24 protein-coding genes are annotated in these 23,422 nt (G+C 67.3%); 17 read left to right on the top strand and 7 right to left on the bottom strand.

The window, feature by feature from the left end; genetic code table 11:
* The first annotated feature begins 107 nt into the window (after positions 1 to 107).
* The 3 genes from WAQ08_RS08530 to WAQ08_RS08520 all read left to right on the top strand — a co-directional run bounded on the left by WAQ08_RS08530 (position 108) and on the right by WAQ08_RS08520 (position 2,417).
* On the top strand, positions 108 to 416 hold the full coding sequence (locus WAQ08_RS08530) for a hypothetical protein (RefSeq protein ID WP_422190923.1): 309 nt from the start codon (positions 108 to 110) through the stop codon (positions 414 to 416).
* A 190-nt stretch (positions 417 to 606) separates the two neighbouring features.
* A complete protein-coding gene (locus WAQ08_RS08525) occupies positions 607 to 1,944 on the top strand; it encodes a hemolysin family protein (protein WP_422190921.1) in 1,338 nt (445 codons plus the stop codon).
* Positions 1,941 to 2,417 (top strand): hypothetical protein, encoded by a 477-nt coding sequence (locus WAQ08_RS08520; protein ID WP_422190919.1) that lies wholly within the window; start codon positions 1,941 to 1,943, stop codon positions 2,415 to 2,417. Before WAQ08_RS08525 ends, WAQ08_RS08520 begins: the two co-directional genes overlap by 4 nt.
* Positions 2,418 to 2,427: 10 nt before the next feature.
* Here WAQ08_RS08520 and WAQ08_RS08515 read toward each other — a convergent pair whose 3' ends face one another.
* Positions 2,428 to 2,625, bottom strand: a complete 198-nt coding sequence (locus WAQ08_RS08515; RefSeq protein ID WP_422190917.1) for a hypothetical protein — start codon at positions 2,623 to 2,625, stop codon at positions 2,428 to 2,430.
* Positions 2,626 to 2,777: 152 nt separating this feature from the next.
* On the opposite strand from WAQ08_RS08515, the gene WAQ08_RS08510 reads away from it, so the two are divergent.
* Together WAQ08_RS08510 and WAQ08_RS08505 are read left to right on the top strand one after the other, a co-directional pair.
* Complete coding sequence (locus tag WAQ08_RS08510) at positions 2,778 to 3,161, top strand: hypothetical protein (RefSeq protein ID WP_422190915.1); 384 nt, start codon at positions 2,778 to 2,780, stop codon at positions 3,159 to 3,161.
* Between the two features lie 124 nt (positions 3,162 to 3,285).
* Complete coding sequence (locus tag WAQ08_RS08505) at positions 3,286 to 3,435, top strand: hypothetical protein (protein WP_422190913.1); 150 nt, start codon at positions 3,286 to 3,288, stop codon at positions 3,433 to 3,435.
* Positions 3,436 to 3,468: 33 nt separating this feature from the next.
* Here WAQ08_RS08505 and WAQ08_RS08500 read toward each other — a convergent pair whose 3' ends face one another.
* The 3 genes from WAQ08_RS08500 to WAQ08_RS08490 form a co-directional block, all read right to left on the bottom strand.
* Positions 3,469 to 4,347, bottom strand: coding sequence for a metal-dependent hydrolase (locus tag WAQ08_RS08500; protein ID WP_422190911.1), 879 nt, complete (start codon positions 4,345 to 4,347; stop codon positions 3,469 to 3,471).
* A gap of 155 nt (positions 4,348 to 4,502) precedes the next feature.
* Positions 4,503 to 5,570: a helix-turn-helix domain-containing protein gene (locus tag WAQ08_RS08495; RefSeq protein WP_422190909.1), complete on the bottom strand. Its 1,068-nt coding sequence runs from the start codon at positions 5,568 to 5,570 to the stop codon at positions 4,503 to 4,505.
* A gap of 135 nt (positions 5,571 to 5,705) precedes the next feature.
* On the bottom strand, positions 5,706 to 6,437 hold the full coding sequence (locus WAQ08_RS08490) for a TetR/AcrR family transcriptional regulator (RefSeq protein ID WP_422190907.1): 732 nt from the start codon (positions 6,435 to 6,437) through the stop codon (positions 5,706 to 5,708).
* A gap of 404 nt (positions 6,438 to 6,841) precedes the next feature.
* On the opposite strand from WAQ08_RS08490, the gene WAQ08_RS08485 reads away from it, so the two are divergent.
* Both WAQ08_RS08485 and WAQ08_RS08480 read left to right on the top strand, forming a co-directional pair.
* Positions 6,842 to 7,678, top strand: coding sequence for an SDR family NAD(P)-dependent oxidoreductase (locus tag WAQ08_RS08485; RefSeq protein ID WP_422190905.1), 837 nt, complete (start codon positions 6,842 to 6,844; stop codon positions 7,676 to 7,678).
* 4 nt (positions 7,679 to 7,682) lie between these two features.
* Positions 7,683 to 8,675, top strand: coding sequence for an alpha/beta hydrolase (locus WAQ08_RS08480; RefSeq protein ID WP_422190902.1), 993 nt, complete (start codon positions 7,683 to 7,685; stop codon positions 8,673 to 8,675).
* 111 nt (positions 8,676 to 8,786) lie between these two features.
* On the opposite strand, the gene WAQ08_RS08475 is transcribed toward WAQ08_RS08480, so the two are convergent.
* Entirely contained in the window at positions 8,787 to 10,607 is a 1,821-nt protein-coding gene (locus WAQ08_RS08475) for an acyl-CoA dehydrogenase C-terminal domain-containing protein (RefSeq protein ID WP_422190900.1), read from the bottom strand.
* Between the two features lie 385 nt (positions 10,608 to 10,992).
* Between WAQ08_RS08475 and WAQ08_RS08470 the strand changes: the two genes are divergently transcribed.
* From WAQ08_RS08470 to WAQ08_RS08425, 10 genes are all read left to right on the top strand, one after another.
* The gene (locus tag WAQ08_RS08470) at positions 10,993 to 12,111 is read left to right on the top strand and encodes a BMP family ABC transporter substrate-binding protein (RefSeq protein ID WP_422190898.1); all 1,119 of its coding nucleotides are present in this window, start codon (positions 10,993 to 10,995) and stop codon (positions 12,109 to 12,111) included.
* Positions 12,112 to 12,163: 52 nt separating this feature from the next.
* Complete coding sequence (locus WAQ08_RS08465) at positions 12,164 to 13,351, top strand: ABC transporter permease (protein WP_422190896.1); 1,188 nt, start codon at positions 12,164 to 12,166, stop codon at positions 13,349 to 13,351.
* On the top strand, positions 13,352 to 14,272 hold the full coding sequence (locus WAQ08_RS08460) for an ABC transporter permease (protein ID WP_422190894.1): 921 nt from the start codon (positions 13,352 to 13,354) through the stop codon (positions 14,270 to 14,272).
* A gap of 63 nt (positions 14,273 to 14,335) precedes the next feature.
* Positions 14,336 to 15,412 (top strand): formamidase, encoded by a 1,077-nt coding sequence (locus WAQ08_RS08455; RefSeq protein WP_422190893.1) that lies wholly within the window; start codon positions 14,336 to 14,338, stop codon positions 15,410 to 15,412.
* Positions 15,409 to 16,104: a cysteine hydrolase family protein gene (locus WAQ08_RS08450; protein WP_422190891.1), complete on the top strand. Its 696-nt coding sequence runs from the start codon at positions 15,409 to 15,411 to the stop codon at positions 16,102 to 16,104. The genes WAQ08_RS08455 and WAQ08_RS08450 overlap by 4 nt, the downstream gene beginning before the upstream one ends.
* Before the next feature lie 24 nt (positions 16,105 to 16,128).
* Positions 16,129 to 17,868, top strand: coding sequence for an ABC transporter ATP-binding protein (locus WAQ08_RS08445; RefSeq protein WP_422190889.1), 1,740 nt, complete (start codon positions 16,129 to 16,131; stop codon positions 17,866 to 17,868).
* Positions 17,865 to 18,578: a cysteine hydrolase family protein gene (locus tag WAQ08_RS08440; protein ID WP_422190886.1), complete on the top strand. Its 714-nt coding sequence runs from the start codon at positions 17,865 to 17,867 to the stop codon at positions 18,576 to 18,578. The genes WAQ08_RS08445 and WAQ08_RS08440 overlap by 4 nt, the downstream gene beginning before the upstream one ends.
* 51 nt (positions 18,579 to 18,629) lie before the next feature.
* Positions 18,630 to 20,534: an allophanate hydrolase gene (gene atzF / locus WAQ08_RS08435; protein WP_422190884.1), complete on the top strand. Its 1,905-nt coding sequence runs from the start codon at positions 18,630 to 18,632 to the stop codon at positions 20,532 to 20,534.
* A gap of 1 nt (position 20,535) precedes the next feature.
* Complete coding sequence (gene hpxZ / locus WAQ08_RS08430) at positions 20,536 to 20,928, top strand: oxalurate catabolism protein HpxZ (RefSeq protein ID WP_422190882.1); 393 nt, start codon at positions 20,536 to 20,538, stop codon at positions 20,926 to 20,928.
* A 33-nt stretch (positions 20,929 to 20,961) separates the two neighbouring features.
* Entirely contained in the window at positions 20,962 to 21,669 is a 708-nt protein-coding gene (locus WAQ08_RS08425) for a GntR family transcriptional regulator (RefSeq protein WP_422190880.1), read from the top strand.
* Positions 21,670 to 21,678: 9 nt separating this feature from the next.
* Here WAQ08_RS08425 and WAQ08_RS08420 read toward each other — a convergent pair whose 3' ends face one another.
* Both WAQ08_RS08420 and WAQ08_RS08415 read right to left on the bottom strand, forming a co-directional pair.
* Complete coding sequence (locus tag WAQ08_RS08420; protein ID WP_422190878.1) at positions 21,679 to 23,160, bottom strand: FAD-linked oxidase C-terminal domain-containing protein; 1,482 nt, start codon at positions 23,158 to 23,160, stop codon at positions 21,679 to 21,681.
* A 68-nt stretch (positions 23,161 to 23,228) separates the two neighbouring features.
* Positions 23,229 to 23,422 (bottom strand): hypothetical protein (locus WAQ08_RS08415; protein ID WP_422190876.1); only part of this gene is annotated, 194 nt, incomplete at its 5' end.

The raw sequence follows: 23,422 nt of genomic DNA, 5'->3' as shown, positions 1-23,422 counted from the left end.
ATCGGCACGCAGGCCGTTTTGCATTGTGGGGCCTGCCCGTCCTGGCCGGCCTCGGTATACTTTCACCCATCATGGGTCGAAGAATCATCGCCGCCCTGGCGAGTCTGATGCTGTTGTGTGCTGCCTTGGTCAGCGCCGCCGCACCACTTCGCGGCCTGCTGGCCGATGCCCCGCTGGTGGCCGTCATTGACACGGCCGACGGCATCTCCCTGGAAGAAAGCGTCATCGACGACCTGCGCCCCAGTGCGCTGCAGGATGCGCCGTCGAGCGCCCTGTTCACCGACCAGCTGCCCCAGCCCGTGTGGCTGGCCTGGGATCTGGCGGACAGGGCCCGCACCTGGGCGCGCCCGCAGGCCGAGCGCCTGCCCGCTTGGCCCTACCTGGGCGGCTTGATGCGGCCCCCTTCGTCCGCCTGATCTTCTCCGCGATCCGCGCGCATGGGGCGGCGGGGCTTTCAAGCCCCTGTGCCCGCACCTTTGGCCACGCCGGATCGCTGCTACCGCCGCTCGAGGCTCGCGCGCCAGCCCCTGGCGCAGCCGGCTCATCCGCGCTGATCTGATCACGCACCTTCCGGGCGGCAGTTTCTGTCCGACGCCTCCTTCTTTCATGGAAATCACCCTTTTACTGTTCCTCATCGTGCTCAACGGTCTGTTCGCCATGTCCGAGATCGGGCTGGTCACGGCCCGCAAGGCACGCCTGCAGAAGTACCTCGACGAAGGCGACAGCGCCGCCGGGGCCGCCATCAAGCTCGGTGAGGATCCCACCCGCTTCCTGTCCACCATCCAGATCGGCATCACCTCGATCGGCGTGCTCAACGGCATCGTCGGCGAGGCGGCACTGGCCGGCCCGCTGGGCCAGTGGCTGCTGGAGCTTGGCGTGCCCGCCGAGTACGCACATGTATCCGCCACGGCGTTGGTGGTGGTGCTCATCACCTACTTCTCCATCGTGCTGGGCGAGCTGGTGCCCAAGCGCCTGGGGCAGAACAACCCCGAGGCCGTGGCCCGCCTGGTGGCGCGCCCCATCGCGATGCTGGCCGTGGCCACCAAGCCTTTCGTGCGGCTGCTCACCGTGTCCACCAACACCTTGCTGCGCTTGCTGGGGGCCAAGGAGCGCGCCAGCTTCAACGTCACGGAAGAAGAGATCCACGCCGTGCTGGCCGAAGGCACGAGTGCCGGCGTGATCGAATCGTCCGAACACACCATGCTGCGCAACGTGTTCCGGCTCGATGACCGCCAGATTGCCTCGCTGATGGTGCCGCGCAGCCAGGTGGTGGTGCTGGACCAGTCACTGCCCTTCGAGCAGAACCTGCGCCGCATCGAATCGAGCGCGCATGCCCGCTTCCCGCTGGTGCAGGGCAGCCTGGACAACATCGTCGGCCTGGTCGATGCGCGCCAGTTGCTGGCCTCGGTGGTGCGCGGTGGCGGCCATGAGCTGCTGCCCCATGTGCAGCCCGCCCTGTACGTGCCCGAGACACTGACCGGCATGGAGCTGCTGGAGAACTTCCGCGCCTCGGATGTGCACATCGCCTTCGTCATCGACGAGTACGGCGAGGTGCTGGGCATCGTCACCCTGCATGACCTGGTGGAGGTGATCACAGGCGAGTTCCAGCCGAGTGACCCGGCTTCGGCCTGGGCGCGCCAGCGCGAGGACGGCTCGTGGCTGCTGGACGGCCACATCCCCGTGCAGGATCTGAAGGAGCGGCTGGGCCTGGACGAGGTGCCCGAAGAGGAGAAGGGCCGCTACCACACCCTCAGCGGGATGATGATGTTGCTCACCGGCCGCCTGCCCAGCGAAGGCGATGTCGTCACCTGGGAAGCCTGGCGCTTCGAGGTGATGGACATGGACGGCAAGAAGATCGACAAGGTGCTGGCCGCGCGCTGTGTGGCGGCCGAGTCTGATGTGCAGGCCAATGCCGATGCCGACGAGCAGGAGCCGCGGCCATGAGCCTTCCGGGATGTTCTGGCGGCTCGGGGCGCGTGGCGGAAGGGCTGCGCCGTGCCGTGGGCGCCACAGCCTTGCTGGCGATGCTGCTGCTGGGCGGATGCACGGACGGCTACCCGCCGCCGCAGCGCGAGCCGGTCGAGCCCCAGCTGATGAGCACGGGGCAGTTGCTCAAATCGCTCAACACCATGGGCCGGCGCGCGGCCGACCGCAGCACCTGGACCTACCGGCTGACGGGCGCATGTGAGCTGGTGGTGGTGGTCGAATCAGGCGCGGACCGCGGAGAGACCGTGGTCCTGCTCAAAGGGACGCGCTTCCAGCTGGGCTACGACAAGGCCTTGTCGGCCTACGAGGTGCAGGCCGTGCCGCCCGGGGCGCAAACCCCTGCGGAACGGCCGGTGCTCAAGACGGCCGACTGGGCCGATGCCGTCTTCGCCAACAGCGTGCTGTGGCACCTGCAGCAGGATTGCGCCTGAGGCGCCAGGCTTACTTGGCGACGGAGGTGCCTGCAGCGCTGTGCTGATGGGCGTTCTTGTGCGCGGTCTTGGCGTGCTTCTTGGCATGCTGCTTGGTCACATGCTTGGCGGGCGGTGCCTTGGTGTCGGCAGGCGTCGGCACGGCGGCGAACGAGGCGGCAGCGAACACGGAGAGGGCCGAGGCAGCGATGATCGTCTTGGTGGACATGGCGGTTTCCTTCAGGGATGAGGCCCGAACGCTGGGGCCCCTGGAGCCGGCCCGTTGGCCGGGCTTGTGGATTCAACGGCCGGTGTGAAGGGCGCGTTGACGCCATTTTTCTCATGCTTGCTTCTGTTCAGGTTCAGCTTAGAAAGCGCCGCATGACCTTGTCTGGCCTTTTGTTACCGCGCCGCCTTGCGCGCCACACCCTGGTGGTGGCGTGTCTGGCCATGGTGATGCTGGGCCAGTCGTGGTGGTCGACCTGGCGGGCCGTGGGCATGGTCACCGGCATCGAGGTCTGTACCGCCGAGGGCGCGCGCTTCGTCGACGAGCAGGGCCAGATGTCCCACGTGGGGCATGACTGCTGCACAAGCGGGCCCATCGACGCTCTGGTGCCGCACATTGAGCCGCTGCCGGCCATGGCCCAGCGCCACCGCATCCCCCGTGGATGCGCACCGCCCGGGCTGGCTCGACGCCGAATGGCATGGGCCCCTGTCGCGCGGGCCTCTCCTGATCGCCTGAAACGAACACACCTGAGGGCCTGATGCCCCATGTCGTCCCTGCGGCGCGTGGGCCGTTGCGTCCGAGCCGCCCAGCTTCAGCGAACTGGCCGGCGGCGCCACCCCCACGCTCAATGCGACGCAGCGCGCCGTCACGCTGGAGCTGGGCTTGCGAGGGCGCCTGCGCAACGTGGCCGGCCATGCCGAGCTGCAGTGGGATGTGTCGGCCTACCGCGCCCGCCTGCGGGCAAGCACCAGCATGCCCATCCGCAGGCCAAGCCCCAGGCGCAGCCTCACGCGCATCAGCACTGAGCGTTGACGGCGCGGCAGGGACGGGCGCTGGCGTGCTCGCTCACTGTCCCGCAGCGTGCAGCGCGTTGCCCGCTGCCACGGCATCGCCCGTGCGCGTGAAGGTGTCCAGCCACGTGCCGTAGCTGGGCATCTCTTCGAGCTTCCAGGGATGGAAGCCCGGCTTGTAGTACGCGAAGTAGTAGCCCAACGTGGGGATGAACAGCCCGCCCGGCTTGTAGAACCACCACAGGCCGCGCGCCCACAGGCCCATGCGCTGGCGGAAGCTGAAGCCGTCGACCTTGAGCATGTGGTTCAGGATGCCGGCCACCGTCAACGGGAAGCCGAAGGTCACCGTCAGCATCGGCAGCACACGGGCCAGGTAGCCCGCCTTGGCCACCTTGGTCAGCACGTCGAAGGCCACGGCCTTGTGCTCCACCTCTTCGATGGCGTGCCAGGCGTACATGGCGCGCACGCGCGGGTCGCTGGCGTCCAGCAGTTCGCGCCGTTCGAAGAAGCAGGTGCACATCATGGCCGTCAGGTGCTCCAGCGCGGCGGTGATGCCCACGCGCTGGCGCGACGTCGTCACCTTGGGCGCATCGACGAAGAAGCGCTGCTGCAGCTCGGCCTCGATGGCGTCGATGTCGATGCCCTGGCGCTTGAGCCGGTCGTTGTAGTGGCGGTGCACCATGCTGTGCTGCGCCTCCTGCCGCGTGAAGTCCTTGACCTCCTGCAGCAGCTTGGGGGCGGTGATCTGGTCGCGGTACTCGCGCACGCTGGTGATGAAGAACTTCTCGCCCTGCGGGAACAGCGTGGACATCGCGTCGAAGAAGCGCGTCTTGAACGGATCGCCGCCCATCCAGTACTTGGGGATGTCGCCGTCCAGGCCGAAGTCCAGGTTCTCACGGGGCACGATGGGGGCGTGATCGCTGTGTTGGCTCATGGTGTTCTCCTCGTGCGGCATGCATAGGCCCATGTCGGGTTGGCCGCCTGTTGTTCAACATGCTGGCACTGTAGGCAAGGCCCTGCTGGTGGGTCCAGATCCTGGCGTGACAGACAGGGGGCCATCGCCGACAGGTCAGCGGCGGACGCCAGCCCTCAGCGCGCGGTGCCGTGTTCGCGCTGGCGGAACTCGCTGGGCGTGAGCCCCGTCCAGCGCTTGAATGCGCGCGTGAAGCTGTGCCGGTCGGCAAAGCCCAGGCGTTCGCTCAGGGTCTCGATGTCGGTGGCTTCGGCCTTGAGCGCGTTCACGGCCAGCTGGAAGCGGCAGCGTGACTGGATGTCGGCGAAGACCTGGCCCTCGTCGCGCAGGCGGCGCTGCAAGGTGCGCGGGTGCAGCTTGAAGCGCTCGGCCATGCGCTCGATGCCCTGGCCCAGCAGGGCGGGCGTGGTCATCAGCGCATGCTCGATGGCGCCGACCAGGCTCTCGCTGTTCGAGGCGGGCAACTGCTGCGCGATGACGCTTTGCGCCTGCTCGTGCAGGCCGGGCATGGCGCCGGGCAGGGGCATGTCCAGCAGGCGCGTCGGGAAGATCAGCGCGTTGCGTGGCTGCCTGACCAGCACCGGCACCCTGAACTGCCGCTCGCAGGCCGCAAGCGCCGCGCCTGGGTCGTGGCGCAGGTAGACGCCGTCGGCCTGGGCCGCATCACCCAGCGCCAGGCGCGAGATGCGGTTGATGGTGGCGAACACGCACTCCACGAAGTAGCCCTTGAGCAACTCGTCGTCCGTGGGCAGGCTCACCTCGACGATCAGCGCGGTCTGTGCGCCGTCTTCCTCGATGTGCAGGTGCAGGGTGGGCACCAGCAGGCGTACCCAGTCCAGCGCGGGCAGGGCATGGCGCAGGGTGGGGCTGGTGGCGACGAAGGTGTCCAGTTCGGGCAGGCGGTCGAAGGCGAACAGCTCGCCCACCACCAGCGGGAAGTGCATCGTGGGGGCCGCGGCGGCCACGCAGTCGCGCATCAGGCCCACCAGGGCCTCGGTGCGGATCTGGGGCGCGGGGCCGGCGGTGTCCAGCCCGGCGGCCTTGAACAGCGGCGCGATGTTGAAGCGGCAGTGCATCGCGGCCTTCACCCAGGTGGTCGTGCCCACGAAGGGCAGGGTATCGACCGTGGCGCGCGGCAGTGCCGCGGGCGTTCTGGCGAGAAGGGCGGGAGAGGTCTGCAGCACGGGTCGCTTCCTGAACAGGCCCTGATGCGGGCCGGCATGGCCACCAATCTAGGGGGCCGAAGGCGACTTGACCAGGGCTCTCGATGACAGAAAGGGAACCGCGCGCGACAAATTCCACCCGGCCGGACGTACGGCCTAGGCGGCGGCCGACGGAGATGCCGTGTCGGGCGGCAGTTGCGCCATCAGCCGGCGGGCGTGCTCGGTCGAGGCCGTGAAGATGGCCAGCATGTTGCGCAGCATGTCTTCCAGCGGGGTGGCGCACTTCTCTTCTACCCACATGGTGGCCAGCCGCACGTTCGAGCCCACCAGGCCGTTGCCGATCAGCACCGGGTTCAGGCCCACCTTGTGCAGATCCGGAAACAGCATCTCGATGAAGCTGCTGATCACCGAGGCGAAATCGCTGCTGGAGGCGGCGCTGATGCGCTGGATGCCCGGCCCCACGGTGAAGGCGTCGATCAGCATGACCCGCGCACGGCGGGGATCCTCGCGGATGAACTCCAGGAAGGTGCGCAGCGCGGCTTCGGCCAGTTGATCGGGCTGCAGCGGCGTGCGTTGCAGCACGGCCATGGTCTGGGCCAGCAGTTCGCTGCTCACGCTCACGTACACCGCCTCGAACAGCGCTTCCATGCTCTCGAAGGATTCATAGAAGTAGCGCGAGGTGAGTTCCGCGTGGCGGCACACATCCCGCACGGTGGACTCGTGGTAGCCCTGCTCGCCGAACACCGCCAGCGCGGCCGCGACCAGCCGGTCACGCCGCTGGCGCTGACGCTCGTCCTTGTCGACCCCGCCATAGCGACGGCCTCGGGTTGGCGCCGCCCCTGATTCAGGTGTATTGCTGGGGTTAACCCTGTTTTTGGAAATCTCCATTGTCAAATACAGTTTTGAAACTCGCTGTTGTCACAATGGCCGTGGCCGGGTGCGAGGAATGAGTCTGGAGTGGCGTGCATGGGTGAGCGAATCGATGTCCTGATCGCGGATGCAGCGGCTGATGGCCTGGGCATCCGTCGGGCGCCTTGGTGGAGCGTGGGTGATTTTGTCATCCCTGCGCAGACAGGCGACCGGACTGATGAGGGCTGGGGCTCACGCGCTGCCCCGGTCGGAGCACCATATTGCCCCACATTGTGAACAACGCCAATGTGGTGAACGCCCGCTTGAGCGAAAGTACCTTCACCTGGGTGGTCCCTTGGGCCGCACATGTTTGGGGATCGGACAGTTGAGAACGGATTGATGGATGAGGATGCAGGCCGTGATGCCTGCCGGAGACAAGCAGCATGAAGAACTTCAAGAACAAGGTCGCGGCCATCACCGGTGCCGCATCGGGCATGGGGCGTGAGCTGGCCGTCGAGCTGGCGCAGCGTGGCTGCCACGTGGCGTTGTCCGACGTGAACGAGGCCGGCCTGGCGGAAACCGCCGCGCTGGCCCGCAAGCATGGCGTGAAGGTGTCCACCCTCAAGCTGGACGTGTCCAACCGCGAGGCCGTGAACGCCTGGGCCAACCAGGTCGCCACCGAGTTCGGCCAGGTCAACCTGGTGTTCAACAACGCCGGCGTGGCCCTGGGCGCCACGCTCGACAAGGTCAAGCCCGAGGATTTCGAATGGATCATGGGCATCAACTTCTGGGGCGTGGTGTGGGGCACGCAGGCCTTCCTGCCGCACCTCAAGAAGTCGGGTGACGGCCACGTGGTCAACACCTCCAGCCTGTTCGGCCTGATGTCGCAGCCCACGCAGGGCACCTACAACGCCAGCAAGTTCGCGGTGCGCGGCTTCACCGAATCGCTGCGCCAGGAGCTCGATGTCGAGAACTGCGGCGTGAGCGCCACCTGCGTGCACCCGGGTGGCATCCGCACCAACATCGCCCGTGCGGCCAAGCTCGATGCCTCCGTGGCCGTCGATGCCGCTGCGGCCGAGCGCGCCCGCCAGAAGTTTGACAAGCTGCTCAACACCACCACGGCCAACAGCGCCGCGCGCAAGATGATCCGCGCCGTCGAGAAGAACCAGCGCCGCCTGCTGATCGGGCCCGACGCCGTGTTCCTGGACAAGTTCGTGCGCCTGGTGGGTGCGGGTTACCAACCCTTTGTGACCTACTTCTTCAAGAAGATGATGGGGTGATGCCATGTCAGCCGCGCTGTATGCCGTGAAGAACACGCCTGTGACCGAGACCAAGACGCCGATCATCCGCCAGTACCTGCCGCCCAAGAGCGCTAAGGAGCGTGTCATGGGCCCGCTGTTGCGCGGTGCGCTGGTGGCCGGCCTCAAGCCCTTCCTGGGCCCGCCCTGGCGTGTGGGCACGCAGCGCGTGGCCTTGCATGCGGGCTCTGTGGCGATGCCGCAGGACCGCCGTGCCCGCGTGAGCAAGGGCCGCATCGGCGCGATGGAGATCGAGCGTGTCACTTCCAAGCTGGTGCCGCAGCCGCGCCATGCCATCCTGTACATGCACGGTGGCGCCTTCTGCGTGGGCAGCCCGCGCACGCACCGCAGCATCACCACCCGGCTGGCCGCATTGACCGGCGCGCTGGTGCTGGTGCCGCACTACCGCCGCACGCCCGAGCACCAGTTCCCGGCACAGATCGACGATGGCGTGGTGGCCTACAAGCAGTTGCTGGCCGATGGCTTCGAGCCTGGCCGCATCGCCATTGCCGGTGATTCGGCCGGTGGCAACCTGACCTACATCCTGTCGGCTGCGTTGCGCCTGCAGGGGCTGCCGCAACCGGGTGTGCTGGTGATGATGTCGCCGGTGGTGAGCACGGATCTGGCGTCGCTGGAGAGCGCCCGCACGCGCGTGCACCGTGATCCGATGATCCGTCCGGCCTGGGGCCATCAGGTGACGGGCTGGTACAACGCGCCTCATGATCACCCGCTGGGCACGCCCAAGGCGGTGGACCTGTCGGAGATGCCTCCGTCGCTGATCCAGGTGGGCGAGGACGAGGTGTTGTTCGATGATTCGAAGTGGATCGTCGAGGCGGCCACGCGCGCGGGGCGCCATGCCGAGTTGGAGATCTACCTCAAGCGCTGGCACGTGTTCCAGTCGCATGCGGGGCTGTTGCCGAGCTCGGATCAGGCCTTGCAGCGCCAGGCTGATTTCATGAAGCAGCACTGGGCGGCTTGATGCGCCATTGACTGGCATCTACTGGCGTTGCCAATGAAGAAGGGCTTCCCGTGGGAAGCCCTATTGCTTCCTGCTGCCGGTCGGTGCAAGCCCGCCGGCAGCGCGCCGTGATCACCCCATCACGAAATGCTCGTTGTCCATCGCCATCGTCGAGGCGCTGGTGGCCAGCATCGCCTTGCGGTGGCCATCGGCGCGGGGAAGCATGCGCTCGAAGTAAAACTCGGCCGTCTGCACCTTGGACTTGTAGAACTCCGGCGTTTCCTTGCCGCCCTTGGCCAACTTCTCGGAAGCGACCACAGCCTGCTGCAGCCAGAAGTAGCCCAGCATCACGAAGCCCGAGAACATCAGGAAGTCGTAGCTGGAACTGCTGACGGTGTCGCGGTCCTTGGCGGCGCGCAGCATGATGCGCAGTGTCGACCACTTCCATCGCAGCGAGCGGCGGATCAGTGCACGGGCCATCGAGCCCAGCGGGCCGCCGCTGAAGGCATGCGCCTTGGCGAAGCCGATGATCTCGTTGGTGAACTCCTTGATGCACTTGCCGCGCGTCTGCAGCAGCACCTTGCGGCCCAGCAGGTCCAGCGCCTGGATGCCGGTCGTGCCTTCGTACAGCGTGGAGATGCGCGCGTCACGGGCGATCTGCTCCATGCCGTGCTCTTTGATGTAGCCGTGGCCGCCGAAGACCTGCATGCCCAGGTTGGCCGACTCCAGGCCCATTTCCGTCAGGAAGCCCTTCAGGATCGGGGTGTAGAAGCCCAACTGGTTGTCGTAGTCCTCGTACTTGGCCTGGTTGCCTTCCAGGATGCCGTTGACCATGTTGTCGGCCAGCTTGGCAGCGTGGTAGATCATCGAGCGGCCGCCTTCGGCCACGGCCTTTTGCGTTAGCAGCATGCGGCGCACGTCGGCGTGCCAGATCAGCGCGTCGGCCACTTGGTCCGCGTCCTTCTTGCCCGACAGGGCGCGCATGGAGCGGCGCTCCTTGGCGTAGGGCAGGGCGCCTTGGTAGGACAGCTCAGCATGGGCCACGCCCTGTACGGCGGTGCCGATGCGGGCCGTGTTCATGAAGGTGAACATCGCTTCCAGGCCCTTGTTGGGCTCGGCAATCAGGTAGCCGATGGCTTCGTCGAAGTTCAACACGGCGGTGGCCGAGGCGCGGATGCCCATCTTGTGCTCGATCGAGCCGCAGACCACGGGGTTGCGCGTACCGGCCGAGCCGTCGGCGTTGACCATGAACTTCGGCACGATGAACAGCGAGATGCCGCGCGTGCCTTTGGGTGCATCGGGCAGGCGGGCCAGCACGATGTGGATGATGTTCTCGGACAGGTCGTGCTCGCCGGCGGAGATGAAGATCTTGGTGCCGGTGATCTTGTAGCTGCCGTCGCCCACGGGCTCGGCCTTGGTCTTGACCTGGCCCAGGTCGGTGCCGCACTGGGGCTCGGTCAGGCACATGGTGCCTGTCCACTCGCCGGAGACCAGCTTGGGCAGGTAGGTGTTCTTCTGGGTGTCGTTGCCGTACTGCATGACGGTGTTCATGCAGCCCAGGCTCAGGCCGGGGTACATGGTGAACGACCAGTTGGCCGTGCCCATCATTTCCGACTTCATCAGGTTGAGCGACATGGGCAGGCCCTGGCCGCCGTATTCGGTGGGGTGCGACAGGCCTTGCCAGCCACCGGCCACGTACTCGGCATAGGCTTCCTTGAAGCCCTTGGGCGTGGTCACGTTGCCGTTCTCGAAGTGGCAGCCTTCCAGGTCACCGGAATGGTTGATGGGCGACAGGATCTCTTCGCAGAACGTGGCGCAGCCTTCCAGGATGGCGTCCACCATGTCGGGCGTGGCCTCGCCGCCGTTGGACAGGCTGGCGTAGTGCGCGGGGTAGTCGAACACCTCGTTCAGCAGGAACTTGACGTCACGCAAAGGGGCCTTGTACTGCGGCATATGTCACCTCGGGTCAGCGGGTGGGGCCAGCCAGGCTCCACCATCATGTGAAAACGCATCCGGCAGCCCGCCGGCAGGGATCGGTTCGGTTTCGAACGCTCGTTCGTTTTCAAACGGGTGTTCGAATTGGCCGCATTTATACCTTAGCGTTGAGCGCTTGTGGGGAGGATTTCCGAGCGGGTGTGGGGGATTTGGCAGGGATTGCAGCGCTCCCCCCACGAGTGAAGGGGCTGGTGTCGTCTGCCGGCTCACGGTGGCGCGCCGGGGCGGCCCGGTGATTCCGGACGCCTCGACCTTGGGTGGAGATGTCGTCCGTTGGCACGGGTCATGCTTGTATACCAGTGTGTACATCACTGGTCGCACCCCCTTGGTGCAAGGAGCAAGCATGTCAATGGATCACTGGAATCGTCGGTCGTGGATCAAGAACTTGGGTGCCGCGGGTGCCATGGCCTCGCTGGGCGGCCTGCCGCTGCTGGCGCGTGCGCAGAAGCCGCTCACCATCGGCATGATCTATGTCGGCCCCAAGGACGATTTCGGCTACAACCAATCGCACTTCGAGGCGGCCTCCGAGATCCGCAAGATGGCCGGCATCAAGATGGTGTCGGAAGAGAACGTGCCCGAGACCCAGGCCGTGCAGAAGACCATGCAGGGCATGATCTCGCAGGACGGCGCCACCTTGCTGTTCCCGACCTCGTTCGGCTACTTCAGCCCGCACATCCTTGAAGTCGCCAAAAAGAACCCCGACGTGCGCTTCGCCCACTGCGGCGGCCTTTGGGACGCGGCCAAGCACCCGAAGAACGTGGCCAGCTTCTTCGGCTACATCGACGAGTGCCAGTACCTCAACGGCGTGATCGCCGGCCACATGACCAAGTCGAAGAAGATCGGCTTCGTGGCGGCCAAGCCCATTCCGCAGGTGCTGCGCAACATCAACGCCTTCACGCTGGGCGCCAAGTCGGTGCACCCCGAGATCACCTGCTCGGTGATCTTCACGGGTGACTGGTCCATGCCGGTGAAAGAAGCCGAGGCCACCAACAGCCTGGCCGACCAGGGCGTGGACGTGTTCACCATGCACGTGGACGGCCCCAAGGTGGTGGTGGAGACGGCCGCCAAGCGCGGCAAGTTCGTCTGCGGCTACCACGCCAGCCAGGCCAAGCTCGCGCCCAACGCCTACCTCACCGGCGCCGAGTGGAACTGGATCACGCCCTACAAGCAGATCGTCGAGGCCGCGCGCACCGGCAAGCCGCATCCCAACTTCCTGCGTGGCGGCCTGAAGGAGGGCTTCGTGAAGACCTCGGCCTACGGCCCGATGGTGCCCGAAGGCGCGCGCAAGGCCGCTGATGCCATCAAGGCCAAGATGCTCAAGGACGAGTTCGAGATCTTCACGGGCGAGCTCAAGGACAACACCGGCAAGGTCGTGATCCCCAAGGGCACCACCGTCAAGCAGATCGATCCGGTGCTGGAAGGCATGAACTACCTGGTCGAAGGCGTCATCGGCAAGGTCTGATCCTTGCAAGCCCCCCGCTTGATCGCACCCCAGATCGAAAGGCTGCCTCGCCATGAGCACCGCAACCACACCGCCCGCTGCCGGGCCTAAAGGGCCGTCGGCCTGGGGCCCGGCCTTGGAGTCCATCGGCTTACCCCTGCTGGCGCTGGCCGGCGCGGTGCTGCTGTTCGGCTTCTTCGTGTGGCTGGGCGGCACCTCGCCGGTGGAGACCTGGGTGCTGCTGTTCAAGGGGGCGTTCGGCGATGCCTTCTCGTGGCAGAACACCCTGCAGCGCGCCGCGCCGCTGATGCTGACCGCGCTGTGCGTGGCCATCCCTCAGCGCGCGGGCCTGATGGTGATCGGCGGCGAGGGCGCGTTGGTGCTGGGCGGCCTGGGCTGCGCGGGGCTGCCTTATTTGTTCGCGCCGCCGCAGGGTGTGGCCGGCACCGTGATGGTGCTGGCCGCGGGCGCCCTGTGCGGCGCGGCGTGGATCGCCCTGGTGGGCGTGCTGCGGCAGTACCGCGGCGTGAACGAGACCATCAGCTCGCTGCTGATGGGCTATCTGGCCATCGGCCTGTTCAAGCACTTCGTGGAAGGGCCCATGCGGGATCCGGCCAGCCTGAACAAACCCTCCACCCTGCCTCTGCCCGAGAGCAATCTGCTGGGCCTGATCCCCGGCTACGAGGTGCATTGGGGCCTGGTGTGGGGCGTGCTGGCATGTGTGCTGGCGGGCGTGTGGCTCTATGGCAGCACGCATGGATTCTCGACCCGCGTGGTGGGCGGCAATGCCCGCGCTGCACGGTTGGTGGGCCTGCCCGTGCCGGCCCTGGTGATCACGGCCTGCGCCGTGGGCGGCGGCAGTGCCGGCCTGGCCGGTGCCATCGAGGTGGCGGCGGTGCACACCAACGCCAACGCCTCGCTGATGGCGGGCCTGGGCTACACGGGCATCCTGGTGTCCTTCGTGGCGCGGCACAACCCGTTCGCGGTGATCCCGGTGGCGATCCTGTTCGGTGGCTTCGGTGCGGCGGGCAGTCTGCTGCAGCGCCGGCTTGATCTGCCTGATGCCTCCGTGCTGGTGCTGCAGGGCTTTGCCTTCGTGCTGATCCTGGCCAGCGAGGCCTTGCGTGGTCGTATTGGCGAGCTGTGGCGTGGCCGTTCGCCAGCGCCTGCGGCCACCACGCCGCCGAGTGCATCGCCCACGCCTTCTTCCCCGACCGTCAACAACGCCGCCCCCGTGGTGGCCCAGCAGGAGGCCGCGTAAATGAGCTTCGACATGTGGGGCGATGTGGCCCTGGCGGTGCTGGGTGGCGCGATCCGTGTGGGCACGCCCTTCCTGTTCGTGAGCCTGGGCGAGTGCCTGACCGAAAAATCCGGTCGCATCAACCTGGGGCTCGAGGGTGTGCTGGTGCTGTCGGCCATGGCGGGCTTCGGCGGCAGCTACCTCACGGGCAATGTGTGGTTGGGCGTGCTGCTGGCCGGCGTGGTCGGTGCGATGCTGGCCATGCTGCACGGGCTGCTGTGTTTGTTGCCGCGTGTGAACGACATCGCCACCGGCATCGCGCTGATGCTGCTGGGCACGGGCCTGGCCTTCTACCTGGGCAAGCCGCTGATCCAGCCGCAGGCGCCGCAGATCCCGTCCATCGATCTGGGCATGTGGAGCGATTCGGCGCAGGTGCAGGCAGCGCTGCGCATCAACGCGCTGTTCCCGATCGGTGTGCTGTTGGCCGTGCTGATGGCCTGGGCCTTCGCCAACACGCGCTGGGGTTTGATCGTGCGCATGGCCGGCGACAGCAGCGATGCGGCGCGTGCGCTGGGCTACTCGGTCAACACGGTGCGCGTGCTGGCCACCACGGTGGGCGGCTTCATCGCGGGCATGGGCGGTGCGTCGCTGTCGCTGTACTACCCAGGCAGCTGGAACGAGGGCCTGTCCAGCGGGCAGGGCCTGATCGCCGTGGCGCTGGTGATCTTCGCGCGGTGGCGGCCGGTGGCCTGCCTGGGCGCGGCCTTGCTCTTCGGTGGCGCGGGTGCCCTGGGCCCGGCTTTGCAGTCGGTGGGCATCAGCGCCGGCTACCACCTCTTCAACGCGGTGCCCTATGCGCTGACGCTGCTGATCCTGATCTGGACCTGCAGCCCCAAGCGCTCGCTGCAGGGCGCGCCGATGGAACTGAACGTGTCGCGCTGATCGATGGCCAGGGCGTGCAGCGGCCTGTTGGCTTGAGCGACACATGACGAAAAGGAGCACGCGATGAGCGGCTTGAGTGGATTGAACAAGACCCCGAACGGCGTGGTGGTCGGCATGGTGCAGTTGCAGTTGCCCGTGGTGGACACGCCCGCGCAACTGGCATCCCAGAAGGACCGCATCGTGGCCATGGTGGGCAAGGCCCGCCGCAGCTACCCGGGCATGGACCTGGTAGTGTTCCCTGAATACTCGCTGCACGGCCTGTCGATGAGCACGGCCGACGAACTGATGGTGAGCCTGGACGGCCCCGAGGTGGCGGCCTTCCGCGAGGCCTGCATCGAGCACCGCATCTGGGGCTGCTTCTCCATCATGGAGAAGAACCCGCAAGGCAACCCGTACAACACGGGCCTGATCATCGACGACCAGGGCGTGATCAAGCTGTACTACCGCAAGTTCCACCCCTGGGTGCCGGTGGAGCCCTGGGAGCCCGGCAACATGGGCATCCCCGTGATTGACGGCCCCAAGGGCCTCAAGCTCGGCCTGATCATCTGCCACGACGGCATGTTCCCGGAGATGGCGCGCGAGTGCGCCTACAAGGGCGCCGAGCTGATGATCCGCACGGCCGGCTACACAGCGCCCATCCGCCACGCCTGGCAGATCACCAACCAGGCCAACGCCTTCCAGAACCTGATGGCCACGGCCAGCGTGTGCCTGTGCGGCAGCGACGGCACCTTCGATTCGATGGGAGAGGCCATGGTGTGCAGCTTCGACGGCACCGTGATGGCGCAGGGCGGCGGCCGCCCCGACGAGATCGTGTGCGCCGAGATCCGCGCCGACCTGATCCGCGAGGCCCGAGTGCACTGGGGCGTCGAGAACAACATCTACCAGCTCTACCACCGCGGCTACGTGGCGGTGAAGGGCGGCGCGCAGGACTGCCCCTACACCTTCATGCAGGACATGGTGGACGGCAGCTTCGAGCTGCCATGGGAAGCCAAGGTCGAGCACACCGACGGCCAGTCCTGCGGCTTTGCATCGCCCACGCGTGCCTTCCAGGGTAACGTGACCAACCTGATGGACACGCCTGCCCAGGCGTCCCTGGTCAACGCCAGCACCAACGCCAACGGCATCAAGGAGGCCGCATGACCACCTTCATCGAATCCCAGCCTTACGCCTGGCCCTACAACGGCGATCTGCAGCCCTCGAACACGGCGCTGATCATCATCGACATGCAGACCGACTTCTGCGGCGTGGGCGGCTACGTCGACAAGATGGGCTACGACCTGTCGCTGACCCGCGCGCCCATCGAGCCTATCAAGACGCTGCTGGCCGCCGCCCGTAAGGTGGGCATGCTGGTGATCCACACGCGTGAAGGCCACCGCCCCGACCTGAGCGACCTGCCGGCCAACAAGCGCTGGCGCTCGCGCCAGATCGGTACCGATGGCGTGGGCATCGGCGACATGGGGCCGTGCGGCCGCATCCTGGTGCGTGGCGAGCCGGGCTGGGACATCATCCCCGAGCTCTACCCCGTCGATGGCGAACCCATCATCGACAAGCCGGGCAAGGGCTCTTTCTGCGCGACGGACCTGGAGCTGATCCTCAACACCAAGGGCATCCGCAACCTGATCCTCACCGGCATCACCACGGATGTGTGCGTGCACACCACCATGCGCGAGGCCAATGACCGCGGCTTCGAGTGCGTGATGCTGACCGACTGCACCGGCGCCACCGACCCGGTCAACCATGCGCAAGCCTTCTCGATGGTCAAGATGCAGGGCGGTGTGTTCGGCGCGGTGTCCGATTCCAAGGCCGTGATCAAGGCGCTCGACGGTCTGTGATACCACGTTGACAAGGAGCCCAGCATGACCGTCCCGCTCGATCCAGTCCCCCCGAAAACAGGCGCCCTGGCCCTGTCCACCTACCAGCTCACCAAGCGCTTCGGCAGTTTCACCGCGCTGGATGCCGTCTCCATCGACGTGCGCCCTGGCACCGTGCACGCGCTGCTGGGCGAGAACGGCGCGGGCAAGAGCACGCTGGTCAAGGCCGTGGTGGGCTACCACCAGGCCGAGGAAGGCTCGGTGCTGATCGACGGCCGCGAGCACGCCATCACCTCGCCGGTGGTGGCGCGCAACCTGGGCATCGGCATGGTCTACCAGCACTTCACCGTGGTGCCCGGCATGACGGTGGCGGAGAACCTGCTGCTGGCGCGCGGCACCCTGCCGGCCATCGTGCCCTGGCACCAGGTGCGTGAAGAGCTGACGCAGTTCATGGCGACCACGCCCTTCAAGCTCGACCTGGATGCCCGCCCGATGGACCTGTCCGCTGGCGAGAAGCAGAAGCTCGAAATCCTCAAGCAGCTCTACCTCAAGCCGCGCCTGCTGATCCTGGACGAGCCCACCTCGGTGCTGACCCCGCAGGAGGCCGACGAGGTGCTGGGCCTGCTGCGTGATCGCGCGCATGCGGGCGAGACCTCCATCATCATGATCACGCACAAGTTCCGTGAAGTGATGGACGTGGCCGACGACGTGAGCGTGCTGCGCCGTGGCGCGCTGATGACCAGCGTGCGCGTGGCCGACACCACGCCGGCCGAACTGGCCGCCGCCATGGTGGGCGAGGCCAGTGCCGCCAAGGCCGACACGGTGCCGCAAGCCGCGGCTCATGAATCCCCCGCGATGGCCGAGGTGCTGGACGACAGCGGTGCCGAGCATGCCGAAGCCACGCCCGCACATGACGTGCCCGCAGGCCCCGCCGTGCTGCGCGTGAACAAACTGTGCGTCGGCGGTGACCGCGGCGAACGCGCTGTGCATGACCTGAGCCTGGAAGTGCGCCGTGGCGAGATCCTGGGCATCGCAGGTGTCTCCGGCAACGGTCAGCGTGAGCTGATGGAATCGCTCGTCGGCCAGCGCGAACGCGAGGCCGGCGAGGTGCACATCGGCACCGAACGCTACCTGGCCAAGCGCGCCCAGAACCAGCGCCTGAACGTGCGCAGCTTGCCGGAAGAGCCGCTGCGCAATGCCTGCGTGGGCGAGCTCAGCGTGGCGCTCAACATGGGCCTGCGCCGCTTCGACCAGGCGCCCGTGTCGCGCCTGGGCTGGATGAGCCCCAGCGTGCTGCGCGAAAGTGCCCGCCGCCTGATCGCCGAGTACCGCGTGAAGACGCAGGGCGAGAACGCGCCGATCAAGTCGCTTTCCGGCGGCAACGTGCAGCGCGCCGTGCTGGCCCGCGAACTCGAAGGCCAAGTCGATGTGCTGCTGGTGTCCAACCCCGTGTTCGGCCTGGACTTCGCCGCCGTGGCCGAGATCCACGCCCGCATCCGCAAGGTGCGCGATGCCGGTGGCGCTGTGCTGCTGGTCAGCGAAGACCTGGACGAGCTGCTCAAGCTGGCCGACCGCATCGTGGTGATGAGCGAAGGCCGCCTGGTGCACGAATGCCAGGCCAAGGGCGCCGACCGCCGCGTGCTGGGCGCCTACATGGCCGGTGGTCACCACCATGACCACGATGAAGCGTCCGAAGGTGGGCCACCCGATCAACCCACGCGCCGCGTGCCTGCGGCCACCACCCCGCCGGCCATGCCCGGTGCCCCTGTCGAGGCCGCCGCATGAACGCCGAACTCGCCGACATTGTCAGTACCCAATCGCTGCTCAAGCCACGCGCTGTAGTCGCGCAGCCCTTCGACTACCCCTTCGCCATCGGCAAGACCGCACTCGTCATCATCGACATGCAGCGTGATTTCGTCGAGCCCGGCGGCTTCGGCGAAACGCTGGGCAACGATGTGTCGCTGCTGCAGGCCATCGTGCCCACGGTGCGCCGTGTGCTCGAAGCCTGGCGTTCCGTCGGCGGCTTCGTCGTGCACACGCGTGAATCGCACGCGGCCGACCTGTCCGACTGCCCGCCCGCCAAGCGCCTGCGCGGCGCGCCCACCTTGCGCATCGGCGATGAGGGCCCCATGGGCCGCATCCTGATCGCGGGCGAGCCCGGCAACGCCATCATCGACGAACTGGCCCCCATCGACGGCGAACTCGTCATCGACAAGCCGGGCAAGGGCGCCTTCTACGCCACGGGCCTGACGGATGAGATCACCGCGCGCGGCATCACGCACCTGATCGTGATGGGCGTGACCACCGAGGTCTGCGTGCAGACCACCATGCGCGAGGCCAACGACCGCGGCTACGACTGTCTGCTGGTCGAGGACGGCACCGAGAGCTACTTCCCCGCCTTCAAGGAAGCCACGCTGGCCATGATCCGCGCGCAAGGCGCCATCGTGGGCTGGACGGCCCCGGCCGATGCGCTGATCGCATCCCTGGCCGATTGACGCAGCGCGACCCCGACGACGCTTCCCACAACACCACAGACGCTGATGACGATGTCTTCCCAAGCCGACGCCACCAAGTCCTCCGCCACACCGTTCACCATCGCGGCGCTGCTGGCCGCCTACCGTGAAGGCCGCACCACGCCGGCCGAAGTGCTGGCCCCCTTCATCGCGCTGGCCGGCCAGCCCGAAGCCATCGCACCGGCGGATCCCACCTTCATCAGCCGCGCCACCGAAGCGCAGTTGCTCGAACAACTCAAGCGCCTCGAAGGCCAGTCGCCCGACACCTTGCCGCTGTTCGGCATCCCCTTCGCGGTCAAGGACAACATCGATGTGGCCGGCATGACCACCACGGCCGCCTGCCCGGCCTTCGCCTTCGCGCCCGAGCGCTCGGCCACCGTGGTGCAGCGCCTGGTGGACGCGGGTGCCATCGTCGTCGGCAAGACCAACCTGGACCAGTTCGCCACCGGCCTGGTCGGCGTCCGCTCGCCTTACGGCGCGCCATCGAGCACCTTCAGCGACAAGCATGTCAGCGGCGGCTCCAGCTCCGGCTCGGCCGTGGCCGTGGCGCGCGGCGAGGTCTGCTTCGCGCTGGGCACTGACACCGCTGGTTCGGGCCGCGTGCCCGCTGGTTTCAACAACCTGGTGGGCCTCAAGCCCACGCCCGCCCTGGCGCCCACTACCGGCGTGCTGCCGGCGTGCCTCACGCTCGACTGCGTGTCCATCTTCGCGCTGACCGCGACGGACGCGGCTCGCGTGCTGGCCGTGATGGAAGGCCCCGAGGCCGGCGCCCCCGTGTTCAACACCTTCACCTTGCAGCCGCCGCGCTGGCCCAGCCAGCAGGCCCTGCGCGTGGGCGTGCCCACCACGCCCGAGTTCTTCGGCGACGAGGCTTATGCCCACGCTTTCGAGCAGGCCAAGGCCGAGTGGGCCGACCTGAAGGATGCCGAAGGTCGCCCCTGGCGCGTCGAGTTCGTGCCGGTGGACCTGACGCCCTTCCTGGCGATTGCCCGCCTGCTGTACGAAGGCCCCTGGGTGGCCGAGCGCTACGCCGCCATCCGTGGCTTCATCGAACAGCAGGCCGATGCCATGAACCCCGTGGTCCGCGGCATCGTAGAACAGGCCCGCAAGCACGATGCGGCCCATGCCTTCGATGCGCTCTACCGCATGAAGACGCTGGCCGCGCAGACCGCGCCTGTCTGGCAGACCATCGACCTGCTGCTGGTGCCCACCGCGCCCACGCATCCCACGCACGAGGCCGTGGCCGCCGACCCGGTCGGCCGTAACGCTCAACTGGGTATCTACACCAACTTCGTCAACCTGCTGGGCCTGGCCGCGCTGTCGCTGCCGGCCAGCCTGCTACCCTCGGGCATGCCTTTCGGCATCACCCTGATCGCCCCGGGTGGCCGCGATGCTGCGCTGGCCGATGTCGGTGCCTGCTGGCAGCGCCTGCTCACCGCCTTGCCGCTGGGCCATCACCTCACCACTGCCACCGAGGCTGATCTGCAGGCGCCCGTGAAAACGCCCGCCGCCGAGCCCGAGCTGCTGCTGGCCGTGGTCGGCGCGCACCTGCAAGGCATGCCGTTGCACACCCAGCTCACCGAGCGCCGCGCGCGCTTGGTGCAGGCCTCCACCACCTCGCCGCACTACACGCTGCACGCGCTGCCCGGCACCGTGCCGCCCAAGCCCGGCCTGGCCCGCGTGGCGCCCGATGCCGATCCTGGCCACGCCATCGCGCTGGAGGTCTATGCCTTGCCCATCTCCACCATCGGCTCCTTCCTCGCGCTGATCCCGCCTCCGCTGGGCCTGGGCTCGGTCGAGCTGGCCGATGGCAGTTGGGTCAAGGGCTTCATCTGCGAGCCGGCCGCCCTGCAGGGCGCCGACGACATCAGCCACTTCGGCGGCTGGCGCGCCTACATGGCCGATCGCCTCAAGAACAACCAGCCCAAGGCGGCCTGACATGGACATCAAGGACATCAACCACACCGAGGTCGTCAGCGAAGTCACGGCCATCTTCCTGGACTACGAATCGGCCCTGATGGACAACGACGTCGAGGCGCTCAACAATTTCTTCTGGGACAGCGCCGCCACCACGCGCTACGGCATCGCCGACAAGCAGCTCGGCCACGCAGCGCTGGTGGCTTACCGCAAGGGCGTGCCCGCACCCAACTTCACCCGCACGCTGCACGATGTGCGCATCACCGCCTTCGGCCCCGACATGGCCGTGGCGATGTGCGAGTTCAAGCGCAGCGACACCGCCTTGCACGGCTTTCAGACGCAGACCTGGGTTCGCCTGGGTTCGCAGTGGAAAATCGTGTCCGCCCATGTGAGCATGATCCCCATGCCTTCATGACCCCGCTTCACCCGCCACCATCTTGATGCCCGCATGAGGATCATCGCTCCCTCGGCACCGTTCTCCGGCCTGGCCACCGGCGCGCCCTCGCTGGCCGACCGGGCCTATGGCCAGATCAAGCAGATGATCTTCGATTTCGTGCTGCTGCCGGGCGACCGCTTCAGCGAGAGCGATCTGGTCGATCGCCTGCAGGTCAGCCGCACACCGCTGCGTCAGGCCCTGCAGCGCCTGCAGCGCGAGGGCTTTCTGCTGGTGTTCCCGAAAAGCGGCTGGCAGGTCGCGCCGCTCAACTTCGAGGTCTTCGATCAGCTGTATGACCTGCGCGTGCTGCTCGAAACCCATGCCATCGCCAAGCTGTGCGAGGCCGAGGAGCGCCCCGTGCTCAAGGCCCTGGCCGACACCTGGCTGGTGGCCGAGGCCGAGCGCCACCCGGTGCGGGCCATGGTCGACCGCATGGACGAAGAGTTCCACAGCGCCCTGGTGCGCGCCACCGGCAATGAAGAGATGGCCCGCGTGCACGATGACATCACCGAGCGCATCCGCATCATCCGCCGGCTGGACTTCACCAAGCTCGCGCGCGTGCAGGTGACGTATGACGAGCACGCGCGCATCATCCGCGCCATCAGCCGCCGCCGCACCGACGAGGCTCAGCGCCTGCTGCGTGCCCACATCGAGCAGAGCAAGCTGGAAGTGCGGCACATCACGCTGGACATGCTCTACCGCGCACGGCGCGAGGCTTGAACCGCTGGCTCAGAACCGCGGCAGATCCGCCAGCGCCTTGTCCAGGGTGGCCGTGCGCCGCACCCCACGCAACTCGCCGCAACGCGCCAGCATCGGCACCGTCTTGCCCGGGTTCAGCAGCCCCTTGGGGTCGAAGGCAGCCTTGAAGGCCAGCATCTGTTCGCGCTCGTCGTCGCTGAACTGCACACACATCGCGTCGAGCTTTTCGATGCCCACGCCGTGTTCGCCCGTGATCGTGCCGCCCAGGTCCACCGCCGTGCGTAGGATGTCGTTGCCGAAGGCTTCGGCGCGCTGCAGCTGCCCCGTCTGGTTCGCATCGAACAGGATCAACGGGTGCAGATTGCCGTCGCCCGCGTGGAACACGTTCACGCAGCGCAAGCCGTGCGAGGCCTGCATCGCTTCGATGGCTTCGAGCATGGTGGCCAGCGCCTTGCGCGGGATCGACGCATCCATGCACAGGTAATCCGCGCTGATGCGGCCCGTGGCCGGAAAGGCGTTCTTGCGGCCGCTCCAGAAGCGCAGGCGCTGGGCCTCGTCCTGGCTCAGGTCGCAGCGCGTGGCGCCGGCCTGGATCAGCACCTCGCGCAGGCGGGCGATCTCTTCTTCCACTTCCTCCGGTGTGCCGTCGCTTTCCACCAGCAAGATGGCGGCGGCCTCCAGGTCGTACCCCGCCTTGACGAAGGCTTCTACGGCCTGCGTCATCGGGCCGTCCATCATCTCCAGCCCGGCGGGGATCAGGCCGGCGCCGATGATGGCGGCCACCGCATCACCGGCCTTGCGCACATCGTCGAAGCTGGCCAGCAGGCAACGCGCCATCTGCGGCTTGGGCAACAGGCGCACCGTCACCTCGGTGACCACGCCCAGCAGCCCCTCGCTGCCAATGAAGGCGGCCAGCAGGTCCAGGCCTGGCGCGTCCATGGCCTCGCTGCCCAGGGCCACGGGCTCGCCCTCGACGGTGAAGCCGCGCACGCGCAGCACGTTGTGCACCGTCAGGCCGTATTTCAGGCAATGCACGCCGCCAGCGTTCTCGGCCACGTTGCCGCCGATGGTGCAGGCGATCTGGCTGCTCGGATCCGGCGCGTAGTAGAGCTTATGAGGGCTGGCCGCTTCGCTGATGGCCAGGTTGCGCACGCCGCACTGCACGATGGCTGTGCGCGCCAGCGGGTCGATGTGAACGACCTTGTCCAGTCGCGCCAGCGACAGCGTCACGCCATCGGCATGGGGCAGGGCGCCGCCAGAGAGGCCCGTGCCCGCACCACGCGCCACCACGGGCACGCCCAGCGCATGGCAGGCCTTGAGCACGCTACCGACCTGTTCATGGGTTTCGGGCAGGGCCACCACCAGGGGGCGCTGCCGGTAGGCGCTCAGGCCATCGCACTCGAACGGGGTGACGGCCTCGTCGTGCCACAGCAGGCTGCGGTCGGGCAGCACGTGCCGCAAGGCCGCCAGCACGTCCTTCTGGCGTTGTACTCGAACCACGTTGATGTCCATGACGACACTGTAGCGGCATGGGGCGACCGGTGTGGTGGCCGGGTCACACGGGGATCACCGCAGGAAGCTCACAGCAGGGTGATGTCCTCGATGCGGCGCATCAGGGCGATGTCGGCTGCGTCGATCACCTGGGTGGCGCCCTGCTCGGGGAAGCGGTAGTGGCGGCCGGTGGCCGACGAGCGCACGCTGAGTGAATGCGGGCCGTCGTAGCGCGCCAGGGCCTGGCGCAGCACCGGGGTGGACGGCGTGCGCCCTGCGGATG

The sequence above is a fragment of the Aquabacterium sp. genome (assembly GCF_049274795.1).
Lineage (GTDB): Bacteria > Pseudomonadota > Gammaproteobacteria > Burkholderiales > Burkholderiaceae_C > Aquabacterium.
The sequence above is the reverse complement of the archived record's forward strand: the minus strand, read 5'-3'. Positions and strand labels throughout refer to the sequence as shown.